The sequence below is a fragment of the Microbacterium sp. NPDC064942 genome, from assembly GCF_049545525.1.
In the GTDB taxonomy this organism is placed as follows: Bacteria; Actinomycetota; Actinomycetes; order Actinomycetales; family Microbacteriaceae; genus Microbacterium; species Microbacterium gawkjiense.
Map to the genome: position 1 here is coordinate 110440 of NZ_JBMWDR010000004.1, position 18437 is coordinate 128876.

The following is an 18437-nucleotide window of genomic DNA, read 5'->3' on the forward strand; positions in this document are numbered from 1 at the left end:
CAGACTAGAGTGAGGGCACCATGAAGGCTTCCAGGCGCGCCGTCCCCGACGCGGCCCGACCCGGGACCGTTCCCACGATGCGCAGCACGGTCGTCGCACTCACCACGGCGCTCGTCAGCACGACGGGACTGCTGGCCCTCCTCGCCGGTCGCGTCGCGCGGCGCGTCGTGACGCTCTCCGCTCGGGTGCCGGACACGACCCTCGTCGACGTCGACGTCGTCGCGCAGACCATCACGCTCTCGCGCTCGGCGGACACCGTCCTCCCGGGGCGTTACGGCCTGTTCACCACCGGGACGCAGAGTTACATCAAGCTCGGCACCGTGCTCGCCGCGGGGACGGACACCGTCACCCGGAAGCTCCTCACCCAGATCGACGAGTCGGATCGCCTCGACGCCGCCGCAGCCTTCAGCGGGTGGTACTTCTCCGATCCCGCCGAACTGCACCTCCCGTTCGAGGAGGTCTCGGTCAGCACTTCGCTCGGGTCGTGCCCCGCGTGGGTGTTCCCCGCGGGCGGCGGGAGCGACGTCTGGGCGGTGCACATCCACGGACGCGGCACGACGCGTGCGGAGACCCTGCGTGCCGTGCCGGTCTTCCATGCCGCGGGGATCACCTCGATGCTCACCTCCTACCGCAACGATGCCGACGCCCCGCGCAGCCGCGGAGGGAGTTCGGCACTGGGCGCGACCGAGTGGCGCGACGTCGACCGCGCGATCGGCTACGCCCGTCGCGCCGGGGCGCGGCGCATCATCCTCATGGGGTGGTCGATGGGCGGCGCGATCGCGCTGCAGCTGGCGGCGGGATCCGCCCACCGCGACCTCATCGTCGGCGTCATCCTCGACTCGCCCGTCGTCGACTGGCGCCGCGTGCTGACGCACCACGCCGACCTCACCCGCATCCCGCGCCCGCTGACGCATCTCGCCCTCGACGCGCTGACCCGCCCGTGGGCGTCGTCGCTGACGGGGGCGGGCGACCCGATCCCGTGGGACCGTCTGGACGTCCTCGCCCGGGCGGACGAGCTCGTCGCACCGATCCTGATCCTGCACAGCGCGGCGGACGACTTCGTGCCGCCGGCGGCCTCCCGTGCGCTGCGGGATCGACGTCCCGACCTCGTCACGCTCGATGAGTTCGAGGGGGCCCGGCACACGAAGCTGTGGAACTACGACGAGGAGCGCTGGACCTCGGACATCCGCGACTGGCTGTCGGCGCGGGGCCTCACCGGCGACGCAGACGCAGGTAACTGAATCCGTCGTCGTCGACGAGCACGCCCGCGGGTGTCGTGTCGACGGCGTCCGCCAGCGGCAGGAACGGTCCGGCGCTCGGGACCAACCGGGGCGCTGCCGTGATGCAGTACTCGTCGACGACGTCGGCCGCGGCGAACTGTCCGGCCAACGACGGGCCGCCCTCGCAGACGATGCGTCGGATGCCGCGGTCGGCGAGTGCGGAGAGGATGCCGGGCACCGGCATCCGTCCGTCGTCCAGCGTGACGCGGACGATGGTGACACCGGGCACGGGGCGCGGGGTCGGCGCGTCCGGGGGCAGCAGGAGGAGGACCTGGTCGTCGGGTCCGTCGGCGGCGGGTTCGAGTCGGTGCCCGGCGAGGTCACCCGCTCGCGACACGACCACGAGGCGGGAGCGACGGGGGAGGACGTACCCCTCGGCTCGCACGGTCTGCGCTCCCACGACGACGGCGTCCGCGCCCGCGCGGATGACGCCCAGGATCGCGCGGTCGGCGCGGTTCGTGAGGGTGTCACTCGTGCCGTCCGGGCCGACGGCCGACCCCGTCAAGGAGGTGATCATGTTGAGGCGGACCCAGGCGTCCGCGGCCGGCGCGTACCGGTCGGCCAACCATGCGCGCCCCTCGGGCGTCGCGGCATCCACCCGCTCCCCGGTCGACGGCAGCACCTCGGTCACCCACACGCCGCCATCCTCGCACGCGCTGCGGGCCGCGAAGGGGACTGCGCCCGGCGGCTAGGCTGGTCGGGTGCCCCTCACCTCCTCCGGAACCACGCACCTGAGCGAACGCGATCCGAAGGTGAGCGGTGCCGAGATGGTCGCCGCTCTCGTGCCGCCGCCGCAGTTCGACGAGGCGACGTTCGCGACCTACCGCGCGGACGATGCGTATCCCTCGCAGCAGGAGGCCAAGGACCTGCTCGAGGTCTTCAGCTCGGGTCGCGGCGCACCCGCCGCGCGGGGCGGCTTCTTCCGACGCGCCAAGCGCGAAGCGCCGATGAAGCCGGGCGTGTACCTCGACGGCGGTTTCGGTGTCGGCAAGACCCACCTGCTCGCGGCGATCTACCACGCGATGCCGGCACGCCGGAAGTACTTCGGCTCGTTCATCGAGTACACGGCGCTCGTCGGGGCGCTGGGCTATCAGAAGACCGTCGAACTCTTCCGCGGCGCGGATCTGCTGTGCATCGACGAGTTCGAGCTCGACGACCCGGGCGACACCATGGTGATGACACGACTCATCGCCGAGCTCGTCCCCACCGGCACGAAGCTCGCCGCCACCTCCAACACCCCGCCGAATGCCCTGGGGGAGGGGCGATTCGCCGCGCAAGACTTCCTGCGCGAGATCCACGCGATGGCGGAGCACTTCCAGACCATCCGGATCGACGGCACCGACTACCGCCAGCGCGCCGTAGACGGTCACGCGGTCGTCCTCGACGACGCCGGGTACGAGAGCGCGATGACGGATGCCGCGGCATCCGCTCTCGTCTCCGATGACGACTTCGGGGCGTTCATCCGACACCTCGCCTCGGTGCACCCGTCGCGGTACATCCGCCTCATCGAGGGGATCGGGACCATCGGCCTGCGGAACGTGGTCGGATTCGACGACCAGTCCGCCGCCCTGCGCTTCGTGGCGTTCGTCGACCGCGCGTACGACGCGCAGATCCCGGTCCGCGCCACCGGGACTCCGCTCGATTCCGTGTTCCGCGAGGACATGCTCGCGGGCGGATACCGCAAGAAGTACCTCCGCGCCGTCTCGCGCCTGGTGGCTCTCACTCACTCCTAGGGCGCATCTCGCCTCACTCGCAGAGCCGGGAAACCTGATGTTTACCTGCTCGACCCGCTCGTAACCGGCGCGAAACACGACGCATCCCGCCGCGGAAACTCGACGGCGCCAAACTGATCGCGCCCGACAGCACTGCCTACCCGAATGAACAGGCGCGCCGGGACCGAGTTACACAACACATGAGTGAGGAACTTCATGGACAGCGGAAACCTCGCGTGGTCTGTCGTCGCGACAGCCCTCGTACTCTTCATGACGCCGGGCGTCGCGTTCTTCTACGGAGGTCTCGTCAAGGCCAAGAGCGTCGTGAGCATGATGATGCTCAGCTTCGGCGCCATGGGTCTCATCGGCGTCCTCTGGATCCTGTTCGGGTTCAACATGAGCCTCGGCGGAGGCACGTTCGCCTTCTCCGGTAACCCGTTCGCCGACTTCGGGCTCGCCGCGGCGGACAGCGACACCCTCGTCGGCGCCACGTACGGAGCCACCTTCGCGATCATCACGGTGGCCCTCATCTCGGGTGCGATCGCCGACCGCGCGAAGTTCGGCGCGTGGATGATCTTCGCGGGCATCTGGGCCACGGTCGTCTACTTCCCCGTCGCCGCCTGGGTGTGGGGCGACGGCTGGATCTTCAACTGGGGTGACAACACGGGGCTGCCCGGAGTCATCGACTACGCCGGTGGTACCGCTGTCCACATCAACGCCGGTGCAGCCGCTCTCGCCCTCGCGCTGGTTCTGGGCAAGCGGGTCGGGTTCCAGAAGGGCATCCACAAGCCCCACAACGTGCCGCTCGTCATGCTCGGTGCCGCGATCCTCTGGTTCGGTTGGTTCGGCTTCAACGCGGGTGCCGAGGGCACCTTCGGTCTGCTCGGCACCGAGGACCAGGCCGTGGGCACCATCGTCATCAACACGCTCGGCGCCACCGCCGCCGCGATCCTGGGTTGGACTCTCGTCGAGAAGCTCAAGGACGGCAAGGCGACGTCGGTCGGGGCAGCCTCCGGTGCAGTCGCCGGTCTCGTCGCCATCACCCCCGCGTGCGCCGCTCTGGCGCCGGGATGGGCGCTCCTGCTCGGTGTCATCGCCGGCGCGGTCTGTGCCCTCGCGATCGAGCTGAAGTGGAAGCTTGGCTACGACGACTCGCTCGATGTGGTCGGCGTGCACCTCGTCGGCGGTGTCATCGGCACCCTGTACCTCGGCTTCTTCGCGACCGGCACCGGCCTGTTCACCGGTGGTGACGCGGGCCAGCTGATCTCGCAGACCGTCGCCGCCTTCGCGGTCCTCATCTACTCGTTCGTGGTCGCCTTCGTCATCGGCTTTGCGATCGAGAAGACGATCGGCTTCCGGGTGAAGAACGAGGACGAGATCGCCGGCATCGACACCGTCGTCCACGGCGAAGAGGGTTACGCTCTCGTCGACTGATACGCACCTCGCACCGAAGGGGCGCCGCGGACCATCCGCGGCGCCCCCTCCTCTGTGCAGGGGCCGGAGTCTTGCGCTCGTTCCGTCTTCCGCCCTAGGTTGGCGGTGGCGATCTCCTCGCGCACAGAGCACCCCGAAGCCGCAGCCCTGTTCCTCGACCACGTGGTCAACAGCCCCGAGGCGGGCGAGATCTTCGGTACGACCCTGGGATTCCCGGCATCCACGAGCAAGCTCGAGGGCGCAACGCTCGAAGGTTCGGATCAGCAGGTCGCCGACTACATCGAATCCGTGTCAAACCCCATCGGTGACGCACCCCCGGCGGCCGTGGTGGGCTACGGCTCCCTCGAGCAGAAGTTCTGGGATCTCGAAAAGGAGCTCGGTCTCGGAACGAAGACCGTGGATGCCGCGGTGAGCGAGTTCTTCACCGAGGCGGAGGTGATCCTCGCCAACTGAGGAACTGCATCGCTGGTCCGCGCCGTCCACACGGCGACGGCGCGGAGCGGCGATGTCAAGGCCCTCCGGGCGGTGCAAGCCGATCCGTACGTTGCGTCGCATGTCCGCGGCCGCCGATCGTCCCACCTCCACCCTGCTCGTCATCCACCGCCTGGCCGAACTCGCCGCTCTGGTGCGCGCCAGCCCGGGCCTTCACGTGCGCTGGTCGGAAGGCCCCGCGCAGGATGCGGAGCGGACGAGCATCGATACCGAGAGCGGGCGCAGACTGCCGGGACTCTCGGTCAATCCGCTGGACGCCGAAAGCTGGTGGACCCGGCCGCTCGAGGACTGGCTCGCGCGCCAGCTGTCGCAGTATCGGCATCTGCAGGACGAGAACCCGGACCGCTTCGCATGGGTCCTGCGGGGTGAGCTCGCCGGTCGGGGTCCCGACTGTGAGCCGCTGCTTTCGAATCCCGAAGCGATCGCGATCCTCGACGAGCAGCTGCTCCAGGAAGCGGAGGATCGCTACCGCGGCGAGTTCGACGCGGGTCGGGGGCCGGAGGGATGAAGGCGTCGACGGCCTGGGTGGAGGATCGTCCCGGATTCTTCCGTATGACAGTGGCGGCCACGAACTGCTACCTGATCAGGGATACCGACGGCGTGACGCTCGTCGATGCCGGACTGCCGGCGACGGGAAGGGTCCTCGACGTCCTCCTCGGCGACCTGGGCCTGCGACGCCAGGACATCGATGCCGTCCTCCTCACACACGCGCACTTCGACCACGTCGGCCTCGCTCACGGACTGCGGGCGTCGGGGGTCCCCGTGCGTGTCCACCCGGATGATCGTCGGCTGGCGCGGCATCCGTACCGGTATCGTCCGGCCGTGGCTCGGATCCCGTATCTGCTCACCCACCCGGGCGGCATCCCTGTGATCGGTCGGATGGCAGCGGCGGGTGCGCTGGCGGTGCGCGGGGTGGACGCGGAGGCATCCCTTCCATCCGGCGGCGTCCTGGATGTGCCGGGTCGTCCCACGGTCGTGCACACACCCGGTCACACCGACGGGCACTGTGCGTTCTACTTCGCGACGCGCGGCGTCCTGTTGTCCGGCGACGCGCTCGTCACTCTGGATCCGTATACCGGCAAGCGCGGTCCGCAGATCGTCGCGAATGCGGCCACGAAGAATGCAGCGACCGCGCTGCACTCCCTCGACGCGCTCGAGGCGACCGAGGCGGGCGTGGTGCTGACGGGGCATGGGGACCCCTGGATCTCGGGGATCGCCTCAGCTGCTCGACGGGCCCGGGTCGTCGGTCCACACTGATCCGGACAAGGGCGAAGCCCCGGCGGTCTGGGACCTGCCGGGGCTTGTTCGGTGGGCGATGCCGGACTCGAACCGACGACCTCTTCCGTGTGAAGGAAGCGCGCTACCAACTGCGCCAATCGCCCGAATGACACTCGGGCCGGTGTCCGAGCATACCGGATCGCGAGGCTCCGACCGAACCGACGGAAGCCCGATCGGGTGACACGCGCGGGGCGTACTCGGTTTTGCGCTGGCGCCGGAATCGTCTAATGTTTAACGAGTGCCGGAGAGATCCGGAACGAAATGCGGATGTAGCGCAGTGGTAGCGCATCACCTTGCCAAGGTGAGGGTCGCGAGTTCGAATCTCGTCATCCGCTCGAGTGTGGGGATCTTCCTCCGGGGAGATCGCGTCACGTGGGTCAAACCACACACGGTGGCGTGGCCGAGTGGCTAGGCAGCGGCCTGCAAAGCCGTCCACACGGGTTCGAATCCCGTCGCCACCTCCACTCACAACTCAACAGCCTTCACAGGCGCGATTGGCGCAGCGGTAGCGCGCTTCCCTGACACGGAAGAGGTCACTGGTTCGATCCCAGTATCGCGCACAGACAAACCCCCGGTCATCCGGGGGTTTTTTGTTGTGCGCGTGCGGCGCTGTGCGGGCCCGAGGCGCCCCGGGCCCGCGCAGCGAGGGTTCAGCCGACGGCTGCGACCTGCTCCGTCTCGGGCAGCTCGTGGAGTCCGGCGGGGGAGTTCGCGGCAGCCATCAGGCGCTCGACCCACTCGTGGTTGAGCGGGATGCGGGCGTCGCCCCGCCGGCGGAAGGCGAGGCTCGATGCCCGGTTCATCCACACGGTCGTGCGGCCGGTGCCTTCACCCGCGGCCCGCGACCACGTGAAGAGGAAGGCTTCGCCGCGGCGGAGCTTGGCGTAGATGACGGCTTCGAGGTGCGCGAGAGTGCGATCGTCGATGTCGAAGCGTGTGGTGCTGTTGTAGGCGAGGAGTCCCATGGAACCGACCCTGGTCGAGGCGTACAGAAGGGCGGAGCTGCGGTCTCCACGGTCATCCTCTCACCCGCGCGGGCCATCCCCGCGCACCGGCCGGACGTGTCGCAGGGTCGTCACAGGTCGCTGAGACAATGCGGACATGACCACCGCCCGGATCATCGTCCTTTTCGTCCTCGCCGCCGTCGCCGAGATCGGCGGCGCCTGGTTGATCTGGCAGGCCGTGAGGGAGAACCGAGGATGGTGGTTCGCGCTGCTCGGGATCGTCGCCCTCGGCGCCTACGGCTTCGTCGCCGCCCTGCAGCCCGACGCTCATTTCGGACGGGTGCTCGCCGCGTACGGCGGAGTGTTCGTCGCGGGATCCTTGGCCTGGGGGATCGTCGTCGACGGGTTCCGCCCCACCGTGTGGGACTACGTGGGCTCCGGTGTCGCCCTGGTCGGGGCCGCGATCATCATCTTCGCGCCGGTGGTGACCGACGCCGTCGACGGATGATCGCGACCCCGCGGCGGATCAGGGAACGATGACCGCGCGCCCCCGCACCTTCCCGGCCGCGAGCGCCTCATAGGCCTTCGGGCCGTCGTCGAGGAAGTACCGCTGCACCTCGACCGACACCTGACCCGATCGTGCGAGGTCGAGCACCTCGATCAACTCACTGCGCGATCCCCAGTACGGGATGCGGACGGCGGCGTCGTAGGCGATGGATCCGAAGCCCACATGAGCCGTGCCCCCGCCGATCCCGACGATGGTCACGTCGGCGTCGACGGCCGCTGCGCCGACCGCGGTGGCGATTGTCGGTTCCGCACCGACGAAGTCGAACACCGCATTCGCCCCCAGGCCGCCGGTGAGGTCGCGGATGGCGTCGACGGCGTTCTCATCGCTCAGGACGGCGTGATGCGCGCCGACCTCGCGCGCGAGCGCCAGCTTTTCGTCGTTCACGTCCAACGCGATGACCGTCGTCGCCGACACCGCACGCAGGATCTGGATCGCGACGTGCCCGAGACCGCCCGTCCCGATCACCACGGCGGTCGTGCCGGCGCCGAGCTTCGGCAGCGAGGTCTTGATCGCGTGATACGGGGTGAGCCCGGCATCCGTCAGGGAGACGTTATTCACGGGGTCCAGATCGCCGAGCGGAACGAGGTGACGGGCGCTGTCGACGATCATGTGCTCGGCCATCGATCCGGGTGCGCCGAGGCCGGGAGGCATGATCCCTTCGGACTGCGCGTTCGTGCAGTAGTTCTCCTTGCCCTGCGCGCAGTTGCGGCAGCGCCCGCATCCCCACGGACCGTACACAGCGACGGCGTCCCCGACCTGCAGGTGCTCGACGCCCTCGCCGAGCTCTTCGACGATGCCCGCCCCCTCGTGCCCGAGGGTCAACGGCAGGGGGTACCCCGCGGCGGTGTACTCCTCCTCGCTCAGCCCCATGACGAACTCGTCCGAGTGGCAGACGCCCGCCGCGGTGACCTTGAGCAGCACCTGCCCGGGCCCTGCAGTCGGCTTCTCGATCTCGACGACCTCGGGGGGTGAACCAATGCGCGTGTACTGGAGTGCCTTCATGCGTGGCACGCTACGCCGCATGCGTCTCGCGGCGCATGCCCCTGCGCCGCGGCATCCCGACCGATAGGATCCCGCCATGGCCCACCTCGTGCTCACTGTGGTCGGCGACGACCGTCCCGGACTCGTCAACGCCCTCGCCGAGCAGGTCTCGGCCGCGGGAGGCAACTGGGAGCGCAGCGAGCTCGCCGAGCTGGCCGGCGCCTTCGCCGGCATCGTGCTCGTCTCGATCGACGACGACCGTGAGGCCGACCTCGTCACGGCGCTCGAAGGACTCGACGGGATGCTGCGCGTCACCGTCCACGGCGGACGCGTGGCCTCGGTGACCGAACCCGTCGAGCGTGCGATGGAGGTCACCGTCCTCGGCAACGACCGCCCCGGGATCGTGCGCGACGTGACCGCGGCGATCGCCGCCCATGCGCTCAGCATCGACACCTTCCGCAGTCGGACGCTCGACGCGCCGATGGCGGGCGGGACCCTCTTCGAGGCGACGGTCGCGTTCCGCGTGCCGGCCGGAGCGGATGCCGCGCCGGTGACGGCCGCGCTGGAGGAGCTCGCGGGCGAGATCCAGGTGGACCTCACCGTCGCCTGACGTGCACTGCGTCGACGAGATCCGCTCCCGCCTGCGGGCCGCAGCCGACCCGTCCCGCGCGGCCGGCCAGCAGGCGTACATGAAGTCCGACCTTCCGTTCCTGGGCGTGCGGGTGCCGGAGACGCGACGGATCGCGCGGGCGGCGGCCGCGGGGGAGACCGACCCCCTGCGCATCCTCGACGACGCGCGGGAGCTGTGGGATGCGGCATCCCATCGCGAGGAGCGGTACGCGGCCATGATGCTCCTGGCCGTGCCTCCCGCCCGCGCGGACCTGCGGATCGTCCCGCTCGTCGAGCACATGGTGCGGACGGGCCGCTGGTGGGATGTCACCGACGAGCTGAGCGGCCGCGTCCGCGAACTCCTCGACGAGCATCCCCGCGACGGAGACGCCCTCGTCCGCGGGTGGTGTGTGAGCGAGGAGCTGTGGCTGCGACGCCTCGCGATCCTCAGCCAGCTCGGTCGCCGCGAGCGGACGGACCTGCGCCTGCTGACCGACGCGCTCGAGCCGAACCTCCGCGACGGCGAGTTCTTCATCCGCAAGGCCATCGGCTGGGCGTTGCGCGACGCCGCCCGGGCGTACCCGGAGTGGGTGTCCGCCTACGTGTCCGCCCACGCGCTGAGTCCACTCAGCCGTCGCGAGGCGCTGAAGCACCTCTGAGGTCAGCGCAGCAGCAGCGGGACGGTCGCGGCGGCGACGACGAGGGGAGCCGCGACGAGACCCCACAGGATGAAGCGACGCCACGGCAGGTGCACCCCCGCCGCCACGAGCCGCTGATGCCAGAGCAGGGTGGCCAGCGACGCCCACGGCGTGATGAGCGGCCCGGCGTTCACGCCGATCAGCAGGGCAGCCAGGCGCCCCGGCGTGTCCGCCGTCGATTCGAGCAGCAGATACGCGGGAAGGTTGTCGAGCGCGTTCGCGGTCACGAACGCCGTTCCCGACATCCGCAGCAGATCGACCGGCGCCGACCCCGAACCGGCGACAGCCGTCGCCAGTTGCCCGGACCCCCACGCCTCGAGGGCGGCGACGGCCGAGAAGAGTCCGGCGGCGAACACGAGCAGCGACCACGGCACGACCCGCAGCCGCAGCGCCTTCGGCGAGCGCCACGCGAACAGACCGATCAGGGCGAGCGCCGCCACCGTCGCGGGGATCCACGGCTCGATCCCGCTCACGAGCAACGGCAGCAGGGCGAGGACGATGACGGATGCCGCAAGGAGCTGCACCCGGTCGCTCACCCGCGGCGGCGGGGCCACCGTGAACGAGCCGACCAGCGAGCGCCGATGGATGACCCATAGGAGGGCGACGGTCACGAGGACGGCGACGGCGGCGGACGGTCCGAGCAGGAGCACGAACGACGTCGGGTCGGCGGCCCCCGGCATCCGGGCCAGGGCGAGGAGGTTCGTCAGGTTCGACACCGGCAGCAGGAGCGACGCGGTGTTCGCCAGCCACACCGTCGCGAGGGCGAACGGCAGCGGCGGCAGCCCGTTCGCGCGTGCGACGGCGATCACGACGGGGGTGAGGAGGACGGCGGTCGTGTCGAGCGACAGGAAGGCGGTGGTCACGATCGCGAGGGCCACGACGAGTGCCCAGAGCAGAGTGGTGCGTCCACGCGACATCCGGGCCAGCCACGACGCGGTGACGTCGAAGACCCCGGCCTTCGCCGCGAGCTCCGCGACGACGGTGACCGCCACGACGAACGCGAGGATCGGGAGCACGCGCTCGGCGACCACGCCGAGCTCGGAGAGAGGCAGGATGCCGGTGGCGACGGCGACGATCGCGCCCACGAGCAGGACGAGCCCCGCGAGAGTGAGCTTCACGGCATCCATCATCGCCTCTCCCGGCGGCCCAGTAGACTCGCAGGATGCAGAACAGCCGGGTGTCCCACCTCGCCGGCACGCGAACGCCGCGGGCCTGAGCGGGCGGAGCGCGTACAGCGCTCGAAGCTGAGTCACCGTGATCCGAGCCACCTTCTGGAGATCTCCCCTTGTCTGATCCGATCGCCCCGGCGGATGTCGCCCTTCCCGCCGACGGTTTCGCCCTGTTCCCCGACCGCTCCATCGTCGCGCTCCGCATCCGCGGCGAGCTGAAGGACCTCGCGACGGTCGTCGACTCTCTCGACGGCGTCGAGCCGGTCACCGTGTCGAGCCCCGACGGGCTGAACATCCTGCGCCACTCGACGGCCCACATCCTCGCGCAGGCCGTGCAGCGCGTCCGCCCGCAGGCGAACCTCGGGATCGGCCCGCCGATCACCGACGGCTTCTACTACGACTTCGGCGTCGAGGAGCCCTTCACCCCCGAGGACCTCAAGGCCATCAAGAAGGAGATGGAGCGCATCGTCCGTGAAGGACAGCGTTTCGTCCGCCGAGTGGTGACCGATGACGAGGCCCGCGCCGAGCTCGCCCATGAGCCGTTCAAGCTCGAGCTGATCGGGCTGAAGGGCGGGTCGCAGGAGGCGGCCGAGGGCGCGTCCGTCGAGGTGGGCGCCGGCGAACTCACCATCTACGACAACGTCACCCGCGACGGTGAGACCGCGTGGAAGGACCTCTGCCGCGGGCCGCACGTGCCGAGCACCCGTGTCGCCGGCAACGGCTGGGACCTCACCCGCGTCGCCGGCGCCTACTGGCGCGGCAGCGAGAAGAACCCGCAGCTGCAGCGCATCTACGGCACCGCGTGGCCGTCCAAGGACGAGCTGCGCGCCTACCAGCACCGCCTCGAGGAGGCCGCCAAACGCGACCACCGCAAGCTCGGCAAGGACCTCGACCTCTTCTCCTTCCCAGAGGAGATCGGGCCCGGCCTTTCGGTGTTCCACCCCAAGGGCGGGATCATCCGGTACGAGATCGAGCGCTACATGCGCGAGAGTCTCCTCGCGAACGGATACCAGGTCGTGAACACGCCCCACATCACCAAGGGCGACCTGTTCATGACGAGCGGTCACCTGCAGTGGTACGCCGACGGCATGTACCCCCCGATGGTGCTGGATGAGGTGGTGGATGCCGACGGCCACGTCTCGCGCGAGGGCCAGGAGTACTACCTCAAGCCCATGAACTGCCCGTTCCACAACCTGATCTTCCGCTCGCGCGGGCGCAGCTACCGCGAACTGCCGCTGCGGCTCAGCGAGTTCGGCTCGGTCTACCGCTACGAGAAGAGCGGCACGCTCGCCGGCCTGACCCGCGTGCGGGGGATGACGCAGGACGACACCCACATCTACGTGACGTCCGACCAGGTCAAGGGCGAACTCGAGCACAGCCTCGAATTCGTGCTGAAGACCCTGCGCGACTACGGGCTGAACGACTTCTACCTCGAGCTGTCGACGAAGGAGGAGGGCAACCCCAAGTTCATCGGCGACGACAGTCTGTGGGACGAGGCGACGCAAACCCTGCGGGAGGTCGCCGAGGGTTCCGGTCTCGAACTCGTGCCCGACCCGGGCGGCGCCGCGTTCTACGGCCCGAAGATCTCCGTCCAGGCGCGGGACGCGATCGGACGCACCTGGCAGATGTCGACGATCCAGCTCGACTTCAACCAGCCCGAGCGGTTCGAGCTCGAGTACACCGGTCCCGACGGTGAGAAGCACCGTCCGGTCATGATCCACCGTGCGCTGTTCGGGTCGATCGAGCGGTTCTTCGCGATCCTCCTCGAGCACTACGCGGGTGCGTTCCCGGTGTGGCTCGCTCCGGTCCAGGTCGTCGGCATCCCCGTCGCCGAGGAGTACGGGCCGTACCTCGACGAGATCGTGGCGCGCCTGCGCGCCGAGGGCGTCCGCGCCGAGGTCGACCACTCCGACGACCGCATGCCGAAGAAGATCCGCACCCACACGACCCAGAAGGTCCCCCTTCAGCTCATCGCGGGGGAGCAGGACCGTTCGGGGGGCACCGTGTCGTTCCGGTTCCGCGACGGCTCGCAGACCAACGGCATCCCCGTCGACGAGGCGATCGACAAGATCGTCGCGGCGATCGCGGACCGCACGCTCGTGAACGCCGCCGCGGACCTGTCATGACGGACGACGACCGTCGTGTGGAGGATGCCGCTCAGCTCGCCGGCGTGCCCGACGAGTTCCAGCGCCTGTGGACGCCGCACCGGATGGCGTACATCCAGGCGGGCCCCGAGCCACTGAAGCACGACTGCCCGTTCTGCGCCGCGCCGGACAAGTCCGACGAGGAGGGGCTGATCGTCGCGCGCGGCGAGACGGCCTACGTGCTGCTGAACCTGTTCCCGTACAACTCGGGTCATCTGCTGGTGTGCCCGTACCGTCACTTCGCGACGTACGACGATGCGACCCCCGAGGAGGTCGCCGAGATCGGCGCGCTGACCCAGATCGCGATGCGGGTTCTCCGGACCGTCGCGAACTGCGACGGGTTCAACCTCGGAATGAACCAGGGGGCGGTCGCCGGCGCCGGTGTCGCCGAGCACCTGCACCAGCACGTGGTGCCGCGCTGGGCGACGGACGCGAACTTCTTCCCCATCATCGCCAAGACGAAGGCCCTGCCGCAGTTGCTCGGCGAGGTTCGGCAGGCCGTGGCCGACGGCTGGCCCGTCATCTGACGAGCCGGCCGCCCCGCCACGTCAGCGGACCTGCGTGACCTCGAACTGCATCCGCGGGTGGGCGTAGGCCTCCTGCGCCTCGATCAGTCGGAGCTCGCGCGAACCCGCGTCGTACGTCTGCTGCAGCAGGTCGAAGACGCTCGAGGTCGTCCGCGCGAGGGCGTCCGCCGCGTCGCCGGTGCGGCGGAAGTGCGCCGTGAACAGGGCTGCCGTGACATCACCCGAGCCGTTGGCCTTCATCGGGATGTGGGGGGTGCGGACGATCCACGCGCCGTCGTCCGTGACCGCGAGCATCTCGATCGTCCCCTCGGGGCGGTCGGGACGCTCGACGCTCGTGACGAGGACCGTCGACGGGCCCATCGCCCGGGCGGCGTCGACCGACGCGAGCGTCGACTCGAGGTCCGACGGCTCGGTCCCGGTGAGGAACCCCAGTTCGAACTGGTTCGGGGTGATGAGGTCGGCGGCCGGGACGACCCGCTCGCGCAGCAGGACCGGGATGGCGGGGGCCACGAAGCATCCGCTCTTCGCGTTGCCCATGACGGGGTCGCAGGCGTAGATCGCGCTCGGGTTGGCGGCCTTGACCCGGGCGACCGCGTCGAGGATGACGTCGCCGATGCCCTCACCGCCCTGGTACCCCGAGAGGACGGCGTCGATCTCGCCGAACGCGCCGCGCTCCTCGATGCCGGTGATGACGTCGGCGACGTCCTGCGGGCTGATGAGCGGGCCGCGCCACGCGCCGTACCCGGTGTGGTTCGAGAAGTTCACGGTGTACACCGGGTACACCTCGACGCCGATGCGCTGCAGCGGGAATACCGCGGCGGAGTTTCCGACGTGACCGTACGCGACGGCGGACTGGATGGAGAGGATCTTCACGGGGCGGTACTCGCTTCCGGTGAGGGCGCGATGGCTCGCGCCGAGGCGGCGACGTCGGCGGCCAGGCGCGCGAGGTCGGTGTCGGACAGATCGTGGACGGTCAGGCGCAGGCGGTGGGTCGCCGCGGGATCGGCGAGGACGAACTCGTCGCCGGGACGGGCGAGCCACCCACGACGCATGAGCTGCTCGGCGACGGCGCGGGCGGGAGCGGGGACACTCACCCACACGCTCAGCCCGTCGCCCGCCGCGGTGGGCAGGCCGAGTCGCGTGAGCTCCGCGGCGAAGCGGTCGTTACGTGCGCGGTAATGGCGTGCGGCGCGCTCCACCCCGGCCAGGACGGCGTCGTCGGAGACGAGCGCGAGCACGAGACGCTGCAGCAGGTGGCTCACCCAGGTGGACCCGGGGCTCAGTCGGCGCGCCAGGCGCTCGGCGGTCTCGGTGTCGCTCGCGGTGACCGCGAGGCACATGTCGGGCCCGAGGAACTTCGACACCGAGCGGATGAGGGCCCACCGTCGGTGCCCGGGCCCGATGATCGAGTGGTACGGCTCGCGCGAGAGCATCGAGAAGTGGTCGTCCTCGATCACGAGGACATACGGATGCTGCTCCAGCACGGCGCGCAGCTGCGCCGCCCGCTCGGCGGTCAGGCTCACACCGGTGGGGTTCTGCGCCCGCGGGGTGCACACGATGGCGCGCACGCCGGCGTCGAGCGCGGCGCGCAGCCCGGCGACCGTCATCCCCTGGTCGTCGACGGGAATCGGGACCGGCCGGTAACCGCCGATCCGCACCGTGCGGAGGGCGGAGAGGAAGCAGGGATCCTCGAGCCCGACGGCGTCGTCGCGGGTGAGGGCGTCGGCGAAGAGGCGCTCGAGCGCGTCGACCGCGCCTCCCGTGATGGTGAGACGCAGCTCGGCGCGTTCGGGCAGATCCTTCGCGATCCACTGAGACGCCCACGTTTCGAGGTCGGGGTCGATCGTCGGTTCGCCGTAGAGGACGGGCCGACCCGCGAGGCTCGACAGCGCATGCGAGGGGTCCGGGATGAGCGCGGGGTCCGGGTTCCCCGTCCCGATGTCGCGCAGCACGGTGTCGGCGGCGAAGCCCTCCTGTGCCGGGTCGGAGCGCGGCGCGACGCGGGTACCGGCGCGGCCGGCGGTCTCGACCGCTCCGGCGGCGGCGAGGAGGCGGTACGCGGCGACGACCGTGTTGCGGTTCACCCCGACGAGGTCGGCGAGTGCGCGGACGGAGGGGAGCGCGGCGCCGGGGGTGAGGTCGCCGCGGTCGATGAGGGCACGGATGCTGTCCGCGATCTCGGCGGCGGTCTCGCCGCCGATCGTCAGGACATCGTCTGCCACGGGACGAGTCTATGTCCGAGTCATGCTAACTTTTGGCCTATGCCAACGAACACGACTGGAACCGCGCGGGTGAAGCGCGGCCTCGCCGAGATGCTCAAGGGCGGCGTCATCATGGACGTCGTCACCGCCGACCAGGCCAAGATCGCCGAGGACGCCGGCGCCGTCGCCGTCATGGCGCTCGAACGCGTGCCCGCCGACATCCGTGCCCAGGGCGGCGTCGCCCGTATGAGCGACCCCGACCTCATCGACGACATCATCGCGTCGGTCTCCATCCCGGTGATGGCCAAGGCGCGCATCGGGCACTTCGTCGAGGCGCAGGTGCTGCAGGAGCTCGGCGTCGACTACATCGACGAGTCCGAGGTGCTCTCACCCGCCGACTACGTGAACCACATCGACAAGTGGGACTTCACGGTGCCGTTCGTCTGCGGAGCGACGAACCTCGGCGAAGCCCTGCGACGCATCACCGAAGGTGCGGCCATGATCCGCTCGAAGGGCGAGGCCGGTACCGGCGACGTGTCCGAGGCGATGAAGCACATCCGCAAGATCCGCGGTGAGATCGCCGCCCTCGCCGCGCTGCCGAAGGACGAGCTCTACGTCGCGGCCAAGGAACTGCAGGCGCCCTACGAGCTCGTCGCCGAGGTCGCCGAGACCGGCAACCTGCCCGTCGTCCTCTTCGTCGCCGGCGGTGTCGCGACACCCGCGGACGCGGCCATGATGATGCAGCTCGGAGCCGACGGCGTCTTCGTGGGCTCGGGCATCTTCAAGAGCGGCAACCCCGCCGAACGTGCCGCGGCGATCGTCAAGGCGACGACGTTCCACGACGACGCGAAGGTCATCGCCGACGTCTCGCGTGGGCTCGGTGAGGCGATGGTCGGCATCAACGTCTCCGACCTCGCCGCGCCGCACCGGCTCGCTGAGCGGGGATGGTGACCGCTCCCCGCGTCGGCGTCCTCGCCCTCCAGGGCGACGTCCGCGAACACACGCGCGTGCTCGCCGAGCTCGGCGCCGACGTCGTCCCGGTCCGGCGGCCGGAGGAGCTCGCGCAGGTGCAGGGGCTCGTGCTCCCCGGGGGCGAGTCGAGTGTCATCGACAAGCTCTCCCGCGCGTTCGGGATGCAAGAGCCCATCCGTTCCGCCATCGCGGAGGGGATGCCGGTGTACGGCACCTGTGCCGGCCTCATCCTCCTCGCCGATCGCCTCGCGGACGGGATCGCCGGGCAGCAGACGTTCGGCGGCCTGGACGTGACGGTGCGCCGGAACGCGTTCGGTGGCCAGGTCGAGTCCTTCGAGACCGAGCTCTCGGTGCCGGCGGTCGGCGAGCCGCCGGTGCGCGCGACCTTCATCCGCGCCCCCGTCGTCGAAGAGGTCGGACCGGCGGCCGAGGCGATCGCCGCCCTCCCCGACGGCAGGGTCGTGGGGGTGCGCCAGGGTGCGGTCATCGGCCTCTCCTTCCACCCGGAGCTCGATGCCGAGACGCGTTTCCACGAGTTGTTCCTTGCGAGCGTGCAGGACGCGTAGCGGCCCCATGTCGGCACGGTCGTAGACTGGACCCCGCGCTTTTTCCGAGAGGAGTCCCGTGAGCGGACATTCCAAGTGGGCCACCACGAAGCACAAGAAGGCCGTCATCGACGCGCGTCGTGCGAAGTCGTGGGCGAAGCTCATCAAGAACATCGAGGTCGCCGCCAAGCTGGGTGGCGCCGACCTGCAGGGCAACCCGACCCTCTTCGACGCCGTCCTGAAGGCGAAGAAGACCTCGGTCCCGAAGGACAACATCGACCGCGCCATCAAGCGCGGCGCCGGCATTGGCGGCGAGTCGGTCGAGTACACCTCGATCATGTACGAGGCCTACGGACCCAACGGCGTGGCGCTCATGGTCGAGTGTCTGACCGACAACAAGAACCGTGCCGCCGCGGAGGTCCGCACGGCCCTCACCCGGAACGGCGGCACCCTCGCCGATCCCGGATCGGTCGCCTACAACTTCACGCGCAAGGGCGTCATCGTCGTCTCCGGTGAGGGGACGACCGAGGACGACCTCATGATGGCGGCTCTCGAAGCCGGTGCCGAGGAGATCGAGCCGCGGGCCGAGGGCTTCGAGGTCGTCACCGAGGCATCCGATCTCGTCTCGGTGCGCACCGCGCTCACCGACGCCGGCATCGAGTACGACTCGGCCGACGTCGAGTTCGTCCCGAACCTCAAGGTCGAGATCGACGCCGACACCGCGCGCAAGATCTTCCGCCTCATCGACGCCCTCGAGGACAGCGACGACGTGCAGAACGTCTACGCCAACTTCGACCTGACGCCCGAGGTCCAGGCCGAGCTCGAAACCGACGACGAGGACTGACTCCGCAGGCGCGCCGACGAGCGGATGCCGCACCTCCCG

Annotated in this window: 20 protein-coding genes and 4 tRNA genes; 17 read left to right on the top strand and 7 right to left on the bottom strand. The window is 70.0% G+C overall.

Annotated elements, in window-relative coordinates; all coding sequences use genetic code 11:
• Positions 1 to 20 precede the first annotated feature (20 nt).
• Positions 21 to 1241 carry an alpha/beta hydrolase family protein gene (locus tag ACPEH2_RS08970; RefSeq protein WP_359918783.1) on the top strand — a complete coding sequence of 407 codons (1221 nt, stop codon included), beginning with the start codon at positions 21 to 23 and terminating at the stop codon, positions 1239 to 1241.
• On the opposite strand, the gene ACPEH2_RS08975 is transcribed toward ACPEH2_RS08970, so the two are convergent.
• A complete protein-coding gene (locus ACPEH2_RS08975; protein WP_359918781.1) occupies positions 1213 to 1917 on the bottom strand; it encodes a dihydrofolate reductase family protein in 705 nt (234 codons plus the stop codon). The two genes, ACPEH2_RS08970 and ACPEH2_RS08975, sit on opposite strands and share 29 nt — an antisense overlap.
• A gap of 64 nt (positions 1918 to 1981) precedes the next feature.
• Here ACPEH2_RS08975 and zapE point away from each other — a divergent pair, with 64 nt between their 5' ends.
• The 5 genes from zapE to ACPEH2_RS09000 all read left to right on the top strand — a co-directional run bounded on the left by zapE (position 1982) and on the right by ACPEH2_RS09000 (position 6175).
• Positions 1982 to 3013 (top strand): cell division protein ZapE, encoded by a 1032-nt coding sequence (gene zapE / locus ACPEH2_RS08980; RefSeq protein ID WP_359918779.1) that lies wholly within the window; start codon positions 1982 to 1984, stop codon positions 3011 to 3013.
• A gap of 195 nt (positions 3014 to 3208) precedes the next feature.
• Positions 3209 to 4426, top strand: a complete 1218-nt coding sequence (locus ACPEH2_RS08985; protein ID WP_359918778.1) for an ammonium transporter — start codon at positions 3209 to 3211, stop codon at positions 4424 to 4426.
• A 105-nt stretch (positions 4427 to 4531) separates the two neighbouring features.
• Positions 4532 to 4879 carry a hypothetical protein gene (locus tag ACPEH2_RS08990; RefSeq protein WP_359918776.1) on the top strand — a complete coding sequence of 116 codons (348 nt, stop codon included), beginning with the start codon at positions 4532 to 4534 and terminating at the stop codon, positions 4877 to 4879.
• Positions 4880 to 4979: 100 nt separating this feature from the next.
• Complete coding sequence (locus tag ACPEH2_RS08995; protein WP_359918774.1) at positions 4980 to 5426, top strand: DUF6098 family protein; 447 nt, start codon at positions 4980 to 4982, stop codon at positions 5424 to 5426.
• A 44-nt stretch (positions 5427 to 5470) separates the two neighbouring features.
• Entirely contained in the window at positions 5471 to 6175 is a 705-nt protein-coding gene (locus tag ACPEH2_RS09000) for an MBL fold metallo-hydrolase (protein ID WP_308210385.1), read from the top strand.
• A gap of 52 nt (positions 6176 to 6227) precedes the next feature.
• Here the strand turns inward: ACPEH2_RS09000 and ACPEH2_RS09005 are convergent.
• Positions 6228 to 6300: transfer RNA gene (locus ACPEH2_RS09005), tRNA-Val, on the bottom strand.
• Positions 6301 to 6459: 159 nt separating this feature from the next.
• On the opposite strand from ACPEH2_RS09005, the gene ACPEH2_RS09010 reads away from it, so the two are divergent.
• The 3 genes from ACPEH2_RS09010 to ACPEH2_RS09020 all read left to right on the top strand — a co-directional run bounded on the left by ACPEH2_RS09010 (position 6460) and on the right by ACPEH2_RS09020 (position 6756).
• Positions 6460 to 6531 (top strand) — tRNA-Gly (locus ACPEH2_RS09010).
• A 55-nt stretch (positions 6532 to 6586) separates the two neighbouring features.
• Positions 6587 to 6660 (top strand) — tRNA-Cys (locus ACPEH2_RS09015).
• Between the two features lie 24 nt (positions 6661 to 6684).
• A tRNA-Val gene (locus ACPEH2_RS09020) sits at positions 6685 to 6756 on the top strand.
• A gap of 90 nt (positions 6757 to 6846) precedes the next feature.
• Here the strand turns inward: ACPEH2_RS09020 and ACPEH2_RS09025 are convergent.
• Positions 6847 to 7161, bottom strand: a complete 315-nt coding sequence (locus ACPEH2_RS09025) for a hypothetical protein (protein ID WP_217531671.1) — start codon at positions 7159 to 7161, stop codon at positions 6847 to 6849.
• A 136-nt stretch (positions 7162 to 7297) separates the two neighbouring features.
• Here ACPEH2_RS09025 and ACPEH2_RS09030 point away from each other — a divergent pair, with 136 nt between their 5' ends.
• Positions 7298 to 7648 carry a YnfA family protein gene (locus tag ACPEH2_RS09030; RefSeq protein ID WP_064002111.1) on the top strand — a complete coding sequence of 117 codons (351 nt, stop codon included), beginning with the start codon at positions 7298 to 7300 and terminating at the stop codon, positions 7646 to 7648.
• A gap of 18 nt (positions 7649 to 7666) precedes the next feature.
• Here ACPEH2_RS09030 and ACPEH2_RS09035 read toward each other — a convergent pair whose 3' ends face one another.
• The gene (locus ACPEH2_RS09035) at positions 7667 to 8710 is read right to left on the bottom strand and encodes an NAD(P)-dependent alcohol dehydrogenase (RefSeq protein ID WP_359918772.1); all 1044 of its coding nucleotides are present in this window, start codon (positions 8708 to 8710) and stop codon (positions 7667 to 7669) included.
• A 76-nt stretch (positions 8711 to 8786) separates the two neighbouring features.
• Between ACPEH2_RS09035 and ACPEH2_RS09040 the strand changes: the two genes are divergently transcribed.
• Complete coding sequence (locus ACPEH2_RS09040) at positions 8787 to 9299, top strand: glycine cleavage system protein R (protein ID WP_311862038.1); 513 nt, start codon at positions 8787 to 8789, stop codon at positions 9297 to 9299.
• Between the two features lies 1 nt (position 9300).
• Positions 9301 to 9957: a DNA alkylation repair protein gene (locus tag ACPEH2_RS09045; protein WP_359918770.1), complete on the top strand. Its 657-nt coding sequence runs from the start codon at positions 9301 to 9303 to the stop codon at positions 9955 to 9957.
• Between the two features lie 2 nt (positions 9958 to 9959).
• Here the strand turns inward: ACPEH2_RS09045 and ACPEH2_RS09050 are convergent, their stop codons facing one another.
• On the bottom strand, positions 9960 to 11126 hold the full coding sequence (locus tag ACPEH2_RS09050) for an SLC13 family permease (protein ID WP_359918768.1): 1167 nt from the start codon (positions 11124 to 11126) through the stop codon (positions 9960 to 9962).
• A gap of 155 nt (positions 11127 to 11281) precedes the next feature.
• Here ACPEH2_RS09050 and thrS point away from each other — a divergent pair, with 155 nt between their 5' ends.
• Together thrS and ACPEH2_RS09060 are read left to right on the top strand one after the other, a co-directional pair.
• Complete coding sequence (gene thrS, locus ACPEH2_RS09055) at positions 11282 to 13291, top strand: threonine--tRNA ligase (protein WP_359918766.1); 2010 nt, start codon at positions 11282 to 11284, stop codon at positions 13289 to 13291.
• Positions 13288 to 13836: an HIT family protein gene (locus ACPEH2_RS09060; RefSeq protein WP_359918765.1), complete on the top strand. Its 549-nt coding sequence runs from the start codon at positions 13288 to 13290 to the stop codon at positions 13834 to 13836. Before thrS ends, ACPEH2_RS09060 begins: the two co-directional genes overlap by 4 nt.
• 21 nt (positions 13837 to 13857) lie before the next feature.
• On the opposite strand, the gene pdxY is transcribed toward ACPEH2_RS09060, so the two are convergent.
• Both pdxY and ACPEH2_RS09070 read right to left on the bottom strand, forming a co-directional pair.
• On the bottom strand, positions 13858 to 14709 hold the full coding sequence (pdxY, locus tag ACPEH2_RS09065; protein ID WP_217531657.1) for a pyridoxal kinase PdxY: 852 nt from the start codon (positions 14707 to 14709) through the stop codon (positions 13858 to 13860).
• Positions 14706 to 16058, bottom strand: a complete 1353-nt coding sequence (locus ACPEH2_RS09070; RefSeq protein WP_359918764.1) for an aminotransferase class I/II-fold pyridoxal phosphate-dependent enzyme — start codon at positions 16056 to 16058, stop codon at positions 14706 to 14708. The genes pdxY and ACPEH2_RS09070 overlap by 4 nt, the downstream gene beginning before the upstream one ends.
• 39 nt (positions 16059 to 16097) lie before the next feature.
• Here ACPEH2_RS09070 and pdxS point away from each other — a divergent pair, with 39 nt between their 5' ends.
• Genes pdxS through ACPEH2_RS09085 form a run of 3 tightly spaced genes read left to right on the top strand, consistent with a single transcriptional unit; the run spans position 16098 to position 18398 of the window.
• Positions 16098 to 16988, top strand: a complete 891-nt coding sequence (pdxS, locus tag ACPEH2_RS09075) for a pyridoxal 5'-phosphate synthase lyase subunit PdxS (RefSeq protein WP_359918762.1) — start codon at positions 16098 to 16100, stop codon at positions 16986 to 16988.
• Positions 16982 to 17575: a pyridoxal 5'-phosphate synthase glutaminase subunit PdxT gene (pdxT, locus tag ACPEH2_RS09080; RefSeq protein ID WP_359918760.1), complete on the top strand. Its 594-nt coding sequence runs from the start codon at positions 16982 to 16984 to the stop codon at positions 17573 to 17575. The genes pdxS and pdxT overlap by 7 nt, the downstream gene beginning before the upstream one ends.
• A 58-nt stretch (positions 17576 to 17633) precedes the next feature.
• Positions 17634 to 18398, top strand: coding sequence for a YebC/PmpR family DNA-binding transcriptional regulator (locus tag ACPEH2_RS09085; protein ID WP_217531651.1), 765 nt, complete (start codon positions 17634 to 17636; stop codon positions 18396 to 18398).
• Positions 18399 to 18437 lie beyond the last annotated feature (39 nt).